Below are 12,605 nucleotides of genomic sequence, written 5' to 3'. Positions count from 1 at the left end.
CCAACCCGTAAATATATGATTTATGAAATTGATAGTAGTCACTACTATTTGCTATTTTTTCAGTTTCTAAACTCTTGTCCATTTCATTTGCAAGGCTTCCTGCATAAATTGTAATTATTTAGTGGAGGAGGTGTTAACTATGTCTGAGCATCACAGAGAACACAACAACTTCGCTTTAATTGTTGTGCTGTTTATTTTATTAATCATTGTTGGTACAGCATTTATGTACTAATAAATGAACCCCCACTAACATCATCATTCTCAAGTGGAAAAGAGCGACAACCATTTGGTTTCACCGCTCTTTTTCATGTTTATTCGTTATTATAAATGATTGGATCGTTAAGCTTTTTATTTTTCTGTTTCCCACTAAAGGAACCTCTAGATAGAAGTAGTTATCGAAACTGATTCTAATGCTTTGTTACCTTCCATACCACCCCGGTCTTTGGAATATAACCTTCGCCACTACCCGGAGGTTTTCGATAGCCAAAATCAACGATATACATCTCATTCTGTTTCCCAAAAACAATATCAATTTAGAGGGGGGGTCTTCATTCCATAACTTTTTAAATTAGGAGGGTATCGAGTAAAATAATCTCATTTTTTAATTTGATAGCTTCTGTCAACATGGCTTCAAACTCTATTGTGTTCGTTGGTTTCATCGCTTTTACTCCATAACTAGCGGCCAATTGGATGAAATCAGGATTAGTAAAAGTAACGCCAAAACTATTGGCGAACTTCCGCTTCATCATATCCACTTCAAGCTTTAACATCGAATTATCCAATAAGATAATGATAAAGGACAATCCTAACCGTTTCGCCGTCTCTAGTTCAGAAAAGTTCATCAATGCACCTCCATCCCCAGTAATACAAATAACTGTTTTTTCAGGCGCTGCTACTTTTGCCCCGATTGCACCAGGAATGGAGATACCCATTGATGCGAATCCATTGGAAATGATTAGCTGGTTGGCATGCTTCGGTTGATAGGTCCTTGCTACCGAGATTTTATGTGAGCCTACATCTGAAATAACAATTGTATCTTCCGTCTGGGCCCTTTCAATAGCATGCAGGATATGTTCAATTGTTAGTGAGGAATCGTCGCCTACTTTTTCAACTATCGAATAAGATTCTACTATCCGATTTTTCAAGTCTCCTGCTGGCAGCCAATGCTTTGGCTTAATTTCATTTTTTAGAAATAGTGGCAGTGATTCTTTCAAATTCCCAACTAATTCTACCTTTACTGGATAGCATTCATCTACATCAGCTGCTGAAGCAGATATATGGATGACTGGGACCTTTTTCATGTTCCATTCGGAAGGAAGCTTTTCACGGATATCAAAGCCAATTACGATTAGTAAATCAGCTTCCTCAAACCCTTTTAGTACATAATCTTTTTGATTAAAACCAAAAGTATAAAAATTTTGAGGGTGAGCTTTTGGTAAAATTCCTTTGGCCATAAAGCTTTGTGCCACTGGCGAGCCTAATTTTTCTATAAATGTTTGAACTTCTTTAACAGCTTCTTGGCGGATAACCTCATTTCCGACAAGAATAAAGGGACGCAGACTTTGGTTAAGCAACTGAGTGGCTAGCTTGAGTGCTTCAGCTACAGGTACGCTTTTGGGCAAGCTTGAAACGGCTATTGGTTTCGTGGTCACATTCTCCATGGCGATGTTTTCGGGTATTTGTATTACGACTGCCCCAGGCTTTTCTTCGCTTGCAATTCGAAAGGATTTTCTGATGATTTCTGGAATTATGTTTGCCGCTTTTATTTGCACAGACCATTTTGTTACTGGTTCATAAACCTTCTCGATATCGATATACTGATGGACATGTTTGTGTTGCTTATCCAAACCTGTTTGTCCGATTAAAGCGATAACCGGGGAATGATCCATATTCGCACTTGTTATTCCTGTTAAAAGATTTGTTGCCCCAGGGCCGAGCGTAGCCATACATACACCCGGCTTTCCAGAGATTCTGCCGTAAACATCAGCCATGAATGCGGCACCTTGCTCATGGCGAACGGGTATGTATTTAATTTTTTCCGAAGCCGACAAAGAATGGGCTAAATCAAGGACCTCTTTGCCGATAATCCCAAAAATATATTCCACACCTTCGTTTTCTAAACAGCTGACAATTACATCTGATGCTTTCATATTTACCTCCAATAGATTATTTGCTTCTCTTATTGTTTTCTAAATTTTTATAATCATGAACAGCAGCTTGGAACATAAAAAAAAAATCAGCAAATATAATGGAATATGCGTGCTTTTAAGGAGGGCGAATTATGGTTCAGCAAGGATTTAACGGAATGGATACCAATAATCAAATGTTAATTGCCCCAGAAACGTTTGCCGCACCACCCGAATCATTAACGGAACAACTGTTTATAGAACGTTCTTTAACCGAAAATAAATTTTGGTTGCGAATTATGAAGGAGCATTCCTATTTTTTAGGCGAAGGATTTAATCGAAAAGACAAGCAACTCATTCAACAAACCGATCGGTTTTATCATTATTTTGAGGAGCAGGAAAAAAGAGCCTACCAAACCCCCAATAATGTAACTGCCGTTCGGAAGTTAAATGAGGATTCGATTCAGCTTGTGTTAGGATTACGGAATTTCAAACGTAATTTGCTTATTCTAATTGTCAATTGCAAAGTAATGGGCTTTAACTTCCCACTTCTTGTCGATCATATTGCCCGAGAGGCTGAATACTTTATGAGAACGTTGAAAAAATTTAATGAAGGGATTTTGGATCCTATACAAGATGCAATAATTAAGGAAAATGTTTTTTGGTTAAAGATTATGATGGAGCATTCCCGCTTTATCGCCTCTCTGCTTGATCAATCGGAACGAAATCTAGTTAAAACTGCACTGAAATTTGGGGACGATTTCGAAGTTCTTCTTAACCAAGCCCGAGACGTTGAATCAATGTTATATAAGAAAAGTCCGACCTATCCAATAATCGGAAAGCTAAATAAAGATAGTGAAAATGCCACACATGAGCTTCGTAATTTTAAACAAGCAGGTCTTGATTTAATAAAAAGCTGTCAAATTAAAAATGTCATCGACCCATTACTTGCAGACCACGTAGTCAGGGAAGCGGATCATTTCCTACAAATGGTCCATGTTTTAGAGGAAAGGTTAAAGGTGAAACAGCAGGAACAGCAAATGGGATTAGGTTAAATAAAGAGACTATCCGCGGATAGTCTCTCTTTTATGGCTACGAGCTAAAATAACTAGACACACTGTAATAATCGTAAAAGCAATAAACGCTAACAATGGAATTGTAATAAAACCCATCCAGTTTATGTAATCCTTCGAGCAAGGCACGCCGCTTGTACACATTTCAAACTGCTGTAAATATGGTATTTTTTGTAATAATGTATGGTATCCCGATAAAAGCATTCCAACAATTGAAAGTGGCAACACATATTTATAGATTCCGTTATCGTTCCTGTAGACTGCAATTCCTAAGATAATGGCTAGCGGATACATGAAAATCCGCTGATACCAGCAGAGCGTGCATGGAATGAAATGCATGACTTCACTAAAATATAGGCTGCCAAGTGTGGCAATGATCGCAGAAATCCAAGCGAGAAGTAAGGATTTATTCATTCTTCTTCCCCTTTGCTGCTTTCTCTACCATTTTGGTTAAGTCATCGATTGATTTACCTGTGAACAGCTTACCATTAACAAAAATGGTCGGGGTACCAGTAACCCCTAGTTTTTCCGCGTAATCCATATCCTTTTGCCAGGCATCATCGGACTTTTCAGCTTGGAAGTTTTTAACGGCCTTTTCAACCTCAGTATCACTCGCCACTTCCTTTAACGTATCAATCAAAAAGTTTTCAGTAAATACATCCTTTTTTTCTGCAGCTGGATCCTCTGGCTGCTTTGCGAAAAGGCGATCATGGAATTTCCAAAAGCTTTCATTTCCTAGTTCTTGAAAGACAGATTCCGCAAATTTAGCAGAACGAATGGAATCAACATTGATAAAGGAATCATTCATAAAATATAATTTTGCTTTCCCAGTATCAACAAGCGCATCTTTGATAATAGGTACAACTTGTTCGGAAAAGTTTTTACAATTAGGGCATTTATAATCGCCGAACTCAATAATGGATACAGGTGCAGACTCTTTGCCCAAGAAAGGCTGATTTGAATAATCAATTTCATTTGTTTTTACTTTTCCTTGTTGTTTTGATTGATTATTTAAGAAAATAAAAGCTAAAATACAGACAGCTACCAAACCTATAACCCAAAAGGTGAACTTGGATGACGATTTCGATTCCTTTATCTTGTTTTCTTTGTTATTTGCCATAATAAAACTCCTTTAATTCAGTTTATTCAAAAAGAATATATGTACATGGTAGACCTAGATAAGATTAATATTACCTATCCTACTTAATAATGCAAACAAAAGGTTCTTCTCGCTTAGTTTATTTACCATTTTAGGATATGATAAACATGTATTCTAATATTGTTACATAGAGGAGATTGAATGATGACAAAATATAGTGGGTTTGTTGGAACCTATACAAAAGGAGAAAGTAAAGGGATTTATTCCTTTACTCTAAATATAGACAGCAAAAAAATAGAGAATGTTCAGGTTGCTGGAGAGTTAGAAAACCCTACCTACTTAACGATTAGCAAGGACAATCAATACCTTTATTCCGTGGTAAAAGAAGGAGAAACTGGTGGTATTACTGCTTTTTCCATAAAGGAAGACGGTCGATTAACAACTGTTAATAGCCAATTACTTGCTGGTGCTTCTCCATGTCATGTTAGTGTTGACAGCAAAAATCGGTATGTTTTCAGTGCAAATTATCATAAAGGCGAAGTCGTCTCCCATCTGATTAACCAGGAGAATGGCGCCTTACAATCTGTTGCCTCCGTGATAAACCATGAAGGCCGGGGTCCGGATCCACGGCAGGATAAACCTCATACTCATTATGTGGGGCTTACACCGGATGAAAAGTATCTGGCAGTAGTTGATTTAGGCATCGATGCCCTTATTACCTATGCAATCAATGAAAATGGGACACTGTCAAAGGTAAAACTGCTGCCGTTAAAAGCAGGTAGTGGACCTCGCCATCTGGCCTTCCATCCTAATGGTAAATTTGCTTATGTCATGACAGAATTTAGCTCAGAGGTGATTGTTCTATCTTATCATCAGGAAAATGGGCATTTTAGCGAACAGCAATATATCTCTACGCTTCCTGCTGATTTTTCCGAAAATAATCAAGGTAGTGCGATTCATATTTCATCTGATGGACGATTTATCTATGCTGGGAATCGCGGCCATAACAGTATAGCTGTTTTTACTGTAAACCAAGAAACGGGTGAGCTACGCTTTATTGAGCATACTTCCACTGAAGGGGATTGGCCAAGGGATTTTGCATTCGATCCATCCGAAAAATTCGTCATTGCTTCAAATCAAGAATCTGGGAATCTTGTGTTGTTTTCTCGAGACGAAAATTCTGGCTGTCTGTCTTTGATACAGTCTGATATTGCTGTACCACATCCGGTCTGTGTAAAATTTTTAAATATTTAGGTGCCAAACAGGATAAGCGATAGGCTTATTCTGTTTTTTTTCAAACCTTTCTGGAATAAGGTGTAAAAAGAAAGCATCCGTGACAATCTAAGGAAGACGTTTTTCGTAAAGGATGTGTCTTTATTGGATTTTTTCCATGGCCAGGATTCTTTATCGATATTAGAGTGGACTTTAAGGGCTGCAGTCACTTTCATCTTTGTAATCTTTACCGTTAAAATAATGGGACAGAGAGCCATTTCACAATTAAGATTACTTGATTTTGTTATCGCCTTAATGCTGGGAAACATTATTGCTCATCCCTTATCAGACCAAAGAATCGGATTAAAGGGCTCAGTAGTCGCAACAATTGTAATCATTGTTCTATATTTGATTGGTGTTTTTTTGAGTTTAAAATGGCCACGGCTACGAAAAGCCATTAATTCTACCCCTTTCCCACTTATTAAGGAAGGAGAAATCCTATATAAAGGGTTAAAGCGGGCCAGACTATCAATCGATGATTTATTGGCAGAATTGAGGAAAGAAAAAATTGAGGACGTTAAAAAAGTCGCGTTAGCCTTATGGGAATCTGATGGAGAGATCTCCTTTTTCTTGGACCCGCAATTTGAAGCTATTACACCGTCATTCTATCAGCTTCAAACAGAACCATTTGATCTCCCACAGACGATAATAAGAGAAGGAAGGATTGACTTATCCGTTTTGCGGAAAATAGGTAAGGAGGAAGAGTGGCTAACTCACACTCTCAGGTCTTTACATCATACAGAAGTAAATAACATCTTACTTGCCACCATTGATAGCCAAAATAATATGAAAGTTTTTTTATACGTGTAATTTTTAGTATGCGAAGGACCCACGCAATAACTTATTTAGCGTGGGTCAATTAATGCTCTAATCTTAATTAACTAGTTTATTACAAATACTTTTTTTGCAATATTGCATCCCTCTATCTTTGAGTTAACATATTCTTTTGTTCTTCCATTATTGTGTTGATTTCTTCCTTATCTGCTATTATTGGTTCTCTATCCATATCCCTGATCCAGAGTAGTCCATCAGGAAGTGGATTGATTTTCTTCTCTAGAGTTGGAAAATTATTATATAAAATAATATCCTTGTATATCTTAGGCATATTGAGTCCTGCCTTAGTAAAAAAGTAACATGTGGTAAAGAAACGCATATTGATTTCTGTAGGATTTGGGAAATCCTTTTGGTCATAGGTCATGTCAACCCCATAAACACCATGTGGCTTAGGATCTACGGCCAATATCGAATCCATTGCCACTTGATTTACTGTATCATTAGAGTATGTTTCTCCCACACCAGTAATACCCGTTACACCAGACAGGGTGCGATTTGCAAATCCCCATGTCCTCCTTCTTCGCGTCTGAGCAATAACGAGCTCTCCTTCAAACCAAATCGATAACCAAGTAACTGTTTTATCAGCCTGTAGCAATTCTGAAGCAGTAAAATTCCCCCATCCTTTATGAAGATTGATCCAGTTTTTTGCAAACTCAAAATTATTGGTCGGTAATGCTCCTCTTCCGCCTGCTCCAACCGTAGACCGGAGCCAAACCTTTCCTTCTTGATCCCCAAACTGGTTAAAAGTCCTTTTTAAGTCCATTTCATCACAAATAATCATGGTGTCAGGCACCTTAATTCCTTGTTCTTTCCAAATTTTATAAGTTTGATATTTATCAGTACAATTTTCAATTACGTCATGGCTTGGCAAATATAATTTAGTCCCATAAGTCAATATTTCATCTCTGAATTTTGAGGCCTCTAAGATTTCTCTATCATTCATAAAAACAGCCAAGCTCGGTTTATCCTTTTCCAATATGCTTAAGAATGAAATTTTATATTCCTTACTAAATGCATAGTCATAAGGGATATATCTTTTCAAATTAGCTTTTGATGAGTAAAGACTATACACATTTCTTGATACGCCAATAATGCTCTCCACGCCCAAAGAATCATTCCATGAGTTAATTACATTTTCCGCAGGAGCTACACCAACATCGGTAATTAAGATTTTCTCCATGTTTAACACCCCATTATTTAGGCACATTTCTTTCTTAATGCTGATTACCTGATCCTCTGTTAACTCCCTTGAAATCTTCCATACTATAGTGTCCTTTTGCACTAACTCCCTCTTTCTTAAAAACCTTTTTAATTGTTAATAGTATTATTTTTAGATCGAGGAATAGAGAGTGATTATTAACATACCAAACATCTAGATTAAATTTTTCCTCCCAGCTAATTGAATTTCGCCCGTTTACCTGTGCCCATCCGGTAATTCCTGGTTTGACTTCATGCCTTCTGGCTTGTTCTTTCGAATATATCGGCAGGTATTCCATTAATAATGGACGTGGTCCTACTAAACTTATATCCCCTTTTATAACATTAAAAAGCTGCGGTATTTCATCAAGACTATATTTTCTTAAGAAGATTCCTAGTTTTGTTAATCTCAACTTCCCTGGTAACATATTTCCGTTTTTATCCTTTTTGTCAATCATTGTCCGAAACTTATAAATACAAAATGGTTTTCCGTATAGACCCGGTCGAATTTGTTTAAACAAAATAGGTGACCCCATACCTATTCGAATCATCAATACAATTAACAACATTATCGGAGAAAAAATAATGATCAATGCGAATGAACCAAACAGGTCTATCATTCTTTTCAAAATGATTCCCCCCTAAAGAACAGTAGTTGTCCTTGTTTTATATATATTCCTTACTTCTTTGGATTATTTCCGGATAGGCCTTGCTTTATTGAATGATGATAAGAGAAAGAAATACTGCAATTTTTTATCGATACATTTTGGTTCCATAATTTTGAATTCTGTCCCATGTAATACATGGATAGCGTTCTCTTCAAAATATTTACGATAATTTGATGAAAAAGTATTTTCAATCCAATTATATGCAGATATTAGTTCGAATTTACGGCAGGAATGATGATGGGCATCAGAAGCAATAAAATGAGCAAGATTATGTTCCAGTAAATGGATTGAGAAATTTTTTAATCGTCTTCCATGTAAGCCTGTTACACTGCTCGCGGTAATCTGAACGAGTATTCCCCGCTGAACCATATCGAAAATTTTTGACGGGTTTCTTCTTAGGACTTTATTTCTCTCTGGGTGTGCAAGGATAGGAGTATACCCTTTCGTTTGTAATTCATATAAAACTTCTTCTGTATGAGCTGGATAATGGCTGCATGGAAGTTCCATTAATAAATATTTTCCAGTATTATTTAAGGTTAGAAAAGAATCTAAGTTATTGTGAATATCGTTTTCTATATGTTCATGGAGATGAAACTCGATCCCGGGATAAACAGTTAAAGGCACCTGATGATTATTTAATAAATCGTTTACTTGTGCAACCGACATTAAAATTTGCCTATAATCATTTTCATAAAAATGCTCTTTATGCCGATGTTTATGATGTGGAGTAGCGATAACATGATCTACCCCGGATTCTACCGCCTGCCTAGCTAATAAAATAGTTTCTTCCGGGTTTTTGGGACCATCATCAAGTCCAAACAATATATGGTTATGAATATCAACAATCATTACCTTTCCCTCCTTCCATCAACGATTTAATCAGTGAATCATTCTTAATAAAGAATGTTTTGACCGCAGTATTGTATTGTTCAGTTTACCTGAACCTCAATATACTGACTTATATGATTCATTTTATATTTTAGTTCTTTTAAACTGGAAAATTTTAGGAAGACAAATCCAATTGCCTTGGTACCGTCATTAAAAACTCCTATTTCTTCTCCCTTTTCTTTGAAAATAAATTTATTAATAATATTTTTTTCAATTTCATTATTAAAAATAATATCTGTGAGTTTTCCTTGTTCTGCAGAATGAAGTGTATATGTGGAATAATATCCTTCATTTGGTTCATATTTAAGATGCAGATCTTCATTACCTAATGCAGCTTCTACAGTAGCCATTACACAATCAATCCCTGTAATGATTTTCAAAAAATCAGGTATCAAATTCCCTCCATTTCTGGGTCCAACATCAATAAAATAAACTTTCCCATTTTGACCAATTATTGCTTCAATATTTAAGGCACCTATTTTAATTTTTAAAAGATCTATTAGCCTTTGCAGGTCATTGCGAACCATTTCGGTTCTTTTTTCATCCAAAAATAACGGGTAACTTTTGCCTACTGGAACATTTGGATTAACCTGATTATTTCTATGGCAATTTAAAAATCCGCAAAACTCCAATTTCCCATTCATAATAAAAACGTCCCCGCCTATTTGATGATCATGAGTCATTTCAATAAACTCTTCAACGATGACAGTCTTTTCTCTTGATTTTGAAATCGCAGATTCAAAGGCAATTTCAATTTCCTCTATAGAATCAATTCGAGAAATCCCCCTGCTTCCAGAAGAATCTATAGGCTTTACCATTAAAGGAAGTTGGAATTTAGTTAGGTCTTTCTTGGCTTCGGTTATCGTTTTATAGCTTTTTGCTTTTGGACTATTAAATCCATTTTCCCTTAAAAATTTCCTAAATAGGTCTTTCTTAGTTAAGATGGCCACTGCTTCACATGGATAAGAAGGCAAATTTAATTTGTTCGCTACATACGCAGCTGTTGGAGCAGCTGTATCAGAAATATAGGCTACAATTCCATCAATATTCTTTTTCCTTGCGATTTCTAATATACTTACTTTATCTGTTGTACTAATACAATAATACTCATCTGAGTAATTTTGACCTGGAGTATTGGATTGATAATCACAAAGTATTGTATAGTAACCCCTATCTTTGGCATATATAATTGCAGGAATTTGCTGAACAGTACCACCAAGAAACAAAATTTTTTTCATATGAAAATACCTCTTTCCCATTGACGCTGAAGGGCAATTAATAATACTTGTATAATTATTTTCACTCAAACATCCACATTGAGTTTGTAATTTTAAAAAAATTCTTAATAACGAACAATTAAAGCGAAAAAATTAAAATCCTTTAGTCATACGCCATTATAGGTTATTTAGAATATCTTTCTTTCCTCTGTATATTGGAAAATATTCTTCATTAACTCTAAATCGTCTTTTTACTTCCTCAGTTATTTTATTATATTTTTTTTCGTCATATACCCTCTTACCAATAAAATAATCATAATGATTATTATTAGTGAAGGATGCTTTAAACTGAAATAATCCATCATTTTCCTGGCAGCCTCCACCCAAATGAAGCAGCTCCGAACCCTTTGATTTACAAAATTCAATCATAAAATCAAATAATAGGTTATTGGGTTTTAGGTGTAAATAGGGCGTCTTTGAAGAACCTAGGTGGTAATGAGAATATTTAGGTCCTTTCAATACCATTACTCCTGCAATAACCTCGTCGCAATATTCTGTAAATAGTATATAAGTTTTACTTATTTTTGTATTTTTTATTTGTTCAAAAAAATAATGGTCATTAAAATAATAATAGTTTTCTGCATGGTTTCGATCCATCGTCTCCTTATATAGCTCTATAAATGTATGAATATTATGAAGTGTATTCTCTGCTACATAACAATAAAGACCACCTTTCTTGGCCTTTTTTATATTCTTCTTATTCATGGGGGAGTAATGCTCTCTAATTTCATCCAGTGGCAATGTCAAATCGACTGCTGTTGTTTTTCTAATATAAGCAATATCCATGATTTCTTTGCAGTGTAAATGGTTTTTATTAATCGGGTGGTATCTTGTTGTTTCTGTTATAATATTATTCTCTTTACAGAAGTTCCTAAAATACCGATAAAAAGGTTCTATCGAGTAATTATTGCCTTCAATTAAAGGGCCACCATATCCATAGGGAGTAACAATATCAAAAATTTTTTCTTCATACCACTCAACATTTCTTTTAATAAATGGATAGAATACCTTTGAAAATTTATCTTCATAATAAGCGGCTAACAGCCTTCCTTTTTCTTCTTTGGCAAATAGGTTCCCATAATCATAAGAGTAGTAGACATCTACCTCTTTAAAATTGTTTAGTAAATCTTCCCATTGGATTTTGCTGTCGATAATTTGAAATACGCCCATTCTTTTCACCTCACCTTAGCGAGCAATAATATCCAAAACTACTTTAAAACCATCACATCATCAAACTTTATCATGACTGACCCTTCCGAATAATTACCAATATCAGTCATATTAGAAATTCCATCTAAATTATTTATTATATTTCTAATGAAATTTTGTCCCGCTTCATGTGCATGAAGATACCCTCCGCCAAATCGCGGATTTATTTCCGAAATAAGATACCCCATATCCGTTTGGAAACAATCAATATCTATTGGTCCAATTAGTCCCATTGAATCAACTAACTTTGTAATTAATTGAAAAAGATTCTGATCGTTTACAGCAAGAGATTTGTCTGTTTCTCCAGCCCTCATCCTTATTTTTCTCTTACAAAAAATATGAGTAGCTTGATAGTTTAATAGATCAACATAGCAATCAACACCGTATTCATGACCAACAATAAATGGCTGTATTATAAATTCGCCAGTATGTTCCCAAAAAGCAAGTAGTTCCTCAATCGAATGGATCTTGGAAACCCCTTTACTGGCACTTCCTTTTCTAGGTTTCATAATTAATGGGAAACAAAGTTTATTATTTTTGATTTCATTCAAGATATCATCAAGATGTAGGTAGGTCGGAATGGCGGAAAAACCATGTTTTTTTAAGAAATGATAAGTAAAGTATTTATCATAGCAAATATTAACGACGTCTTTGTTTGAAATAATTAATTTTATATTATCTTTTTCAAACTCTTCTTTATGTTCCGCTAATAAACTTAATTCCGGGTCAATAAGACTCAATAAGGCACTGATTTTGTATTTTATACAAAGTTGTTTAATATGTTGTATATACTCAGGGTGGGTAATACGTGGAACGGTTTCAGCGATATCTGCCAAATGTAAGGCTGGTGCTGACGAATCACAATCAATTGCTACAAGTTTGCCTCCTATTTTACCTAGCTCTTCTTTAAAGTAGCTGACTAATTTTGCCCGCCTGCCGACACTACATAATAAAATATTCAT

The 12,605-nt window shown here is 35.4% G+C and carries 13 protein-coding genes; 4 read left to right on the top strand and 9 right to left on the bottom strand.

Annotation, left to right across the window (positions count from 1 at the left end):
• Window positions 1-139: 139 nt before the first annotated feature.
• The gene (locus M5A78_RS10385; RefSeq protein ID WP_248735203.1) at window positions 140-232 is read left to right on the top strand and encodes a YjcZ family sporulation protein; all 93 of its coding nucleotides are present in this window, start codon (window positions 140-142) and stop codon (window positions 230-232) included.
• Window positions 233-563: 331 nt separating this feature from the next.
• On the opposite strand, the gene M5A78_RS10380 is transcribed toward M5A78_RS10385, so the two are convergent.
• A complete protein-coding gene (locus tag M5A78_RS10380; RefSeq protein WP_248735202.1) occupies window positions 564-2,150 on the bottom strand; it encodes an acetolactate synthase large subunit in 1,587 nt (528 codons plus the stop codon).
• A gap of 131 nt (window positions 2,151-2,281) precedes the next feature.
• Between M5A78_RS10380 and M5A78_RS10375 the strand changes: the two genes are divergently transcribed.
• Window positions 2,282-3,181, top strand: a complete 900-nt coding sequence (locus M5A78_RS10375) for a DUF2935 domain-containing protein (protein WP_248735201.1) — start codon at window positions 2,282-2,284, stop codon at window positions 3,179-3,181.
• Window positions 3,182-3,190: 9 nt separating this feature from the next.
• Here the strand turns inward: M5A78_RS10375 and M5A78_RS10370 are convergent, their stop codons facing one another.
• Window positions 3,191-3,613, bottom strand: a complete 423-nt coding sequence (locus M5A78_RS10370; protein WP_248735200.1) for a disulfide oxidoreductase — start codon at window positions 3,611-3,613, stop codon at window positions 3,191-3,193.
• Window positions 3,606-4,319: a DsbA family protein gene (locus M5A78_RS10365; RefSeq protein ID WP_248735199.1), complete on the bottom strand. Its 714-nt coding sequence runs from the start codon at window positions 4,317-4,319 to the stop codon at window positions 3,606-3,608. The genes M5A78_RS10370 and M5A78_RS10365 overlap by 8 nt, the downstream gene beginning before the upstream one ends.
• A 183-nt stretch (window positions 4,320-4,502) precedes the next feature.
• On the opposite strand from M5A78_RS10365, the gene M5A78_RS10360 reads away from it, so the two are divergent.
• Both M5A78_RS10360 and M5A78_RS10355 read left to right on the top strand, forming a co-directional pair.
• Window positions 4,503-5,552 (top strand): lactonase family protein, encoded by a 1,050-nt coding sequence (locus M5A78_RS10360; RefSeq protein WP_248735258.1) that lies wholly within the window; start codon window positions 4,503-4,505, stop codon window positions 5,550-5,552.
• A gap of 123 nt (window positions 5,553-5,675) precedes the next feature.
• Window positions 5,676-6,380 carry a DUF421 domain-containing protein gene (locus M5A78_RS10355; protein WP_248735198.1) on the top strand — a complete coding sequence of 235 codons (705 nt, stop codon included), beginning with the start codon at window positions 5,676-5,678 and terminating at the stop codon, window positions 6,378-6,380.
• Between the two features lie 112 nt (window positions 6,381-6,492).
• On the opposite strand, the gene M5A78_RS10350 is transcribed toward M5A78_RS10355, so the two are convergent.
• From M5A78_RS10350 to M5A78_RS10325, 6 genes are all read right to left on the bottom strand, one after another.
• On the bottom strand, window positions 6,493-7,584 hold the full coding sequence (locus tag M5A78_RS10350; RefSeq protein WP_248735197.1) for an ATP-grasp domain-containing protein: 1,092 nt from the start codon (window positions 7,582-7,584) through the stop codon (window positions 6,493-6,495).
• Between the two features lie 34 nt (window positions 7,585-7,618).
• Window positions 7,619-8,230, bottom strand: coding sequence for a sugar transferase (locus M5A78_RS10345; RefSeq protein WP_319942277.1), 612 nt, complete (start codon window positions 8,228-8,230; stop codon window positions 7,619-7,621).
• Window positions 8,231-8,293: 63 nt separating this feature from the next.
• Entirely contained in the window at window positions 8,294-9,118 is an 825-nt protein-coding gene (locus M5A78_RS10340) for a tyrosine-protein phosphatase (protein ID WP_248735196.1), read from the bottom strand.
• 80 nt (window positions 9,119-9,198) lie between these two features.
• Window positions 9,199-10,395: an ATP-grasp domain-containing protein gene (locus M5A78_RS10335; RefSeq protein ID WP_248735195.1), complete on the bottom strand. Its 1,197-nt coding sequence runs from the start codon at window positions 10,393-10,395 to the stop codon at window positions 9,199-9,201.
• A 156-nt stretch (window positions 10,396-10,551) separates the two neighbouring features.
• Entirely contained in the window at window positions 10,552-11,604 is a 1,053-nt protein-coding gene (locus M5A78_RS10330; RefSeq protein ID WP_248735194.1) for a GNAT family N-acetyltransferase, read from the bottom strand.
• Window positions 11,605-11,642: 38 nt separating this feature from the next.
• Complete coding sequence (locus M5A78_RS10325; protein ID WP_248735193.1) at window positions 11,643-12,605, bottom strand: ATP-grasp domain-containing protein; 963 nt, start codon at window positions 12,603-12,605, stop codon at window positions 11,643-11,645.

The sequence above is a fragment of the Neobacillus rhizosphaerae genome (genome assembly GCF_937468385.1).
In the GTDB taxonomy this organism is placed as follows: domain Bacteria; phylum Bacillota; class Bacilli; order Bacillales; family Cytobacillaceae; genus Neobacillus; species Neobacillus rhizosphaerae.
Note: the sequence above shows the minus strand (reverse complement) of the source record. Positions and strands in the feature narration are given on the sequence as shown.

What these genes read in the sequence shown, in the direction of transcription:
- M5A78_RS10385 (WP_248735203.1), top strand. Translation starts at nt 140, where the DNA reads ATGTCTGAGCATCACAGAGAACACAACAACTTCGCTTTAATTGTTGTG.
- M5A78_RS10380 (WP_248735202.1), bottom strand. Translation starts at nt 2,150, where the DNA reads ATGAAAGCATCAGATGTAATTGTCAGCTGTTTAGAAAACGAAGGTGTG.
- M5A78_RS10375 (WP_248735201.1), top strand. Translation starts at nt 2,282, where the DNA reads ATGGTTCAGCAAGGATTTAACGGAATGGATACCAATAATCAAATGTTA.
- M5A78_RS10370 (WP_248735200.1), bottom strand. Translation starts at nt 3,613, where the DNA reads ATGAATAAATCCTTACTTCTCGCTTGGATTTCTGCGATCATTGCCACA.
- M5A78_RS10365 (WP_248735199.1), bottom strand. Translation starts at nt 4,319, where the DNA reads ATGGCAAATAACAAAGAAAACAAGATAAAGGAATCGAAATCGTCATCC.
- M5A78_RS10360 (WP_248735258.1), top strand. Translation starts at nt 4,503, where the DNA reads ATGACAAAATATAGTGGGTTTGTTGGAACCTATACAAAAGGAGAAAGT.
- M5A78_RS10350 (WP_248735197.1), bottom strand. Translation starts at nt 7,584, where the DNA reads ATGGAGAAAATCTTAATTACCGATGTTGGTGTAGCTCCTGCGGAAAAT.
- M5A78_RS10340 (WP_248735196.1), bottom strand. Translation starts at nt 9,118, where the DNA reads ATGATTGTTGATATTCATAACCATATATTGTTTGGACTTGATGATGGT.
- M5A78_RS10335 (WP_248735195.1), bottom strand. Translation starts at nt 10,395, where the DNA reads ATGAAAAAAATTTTGTTTCTTGGTGGTACTGTTCAGCAAATTCCTGCA.
- M5A78_RS10330 (WP_248735194.1), bottom strand. Translation starts at nt 11,604, where the DNA reads ATGGGCGTATTTCAAATTATCGACAGCAAAATCCAATGGGAAGATTTA.
- M5A78_RS10325 (WP_248735193.1), bottom strand. Translation starts at nt 12,605, where the DNA reads ATGAATATTTTATTATGTAGTGTCGGCAGGCGGGCAAAATTAGTCAGC.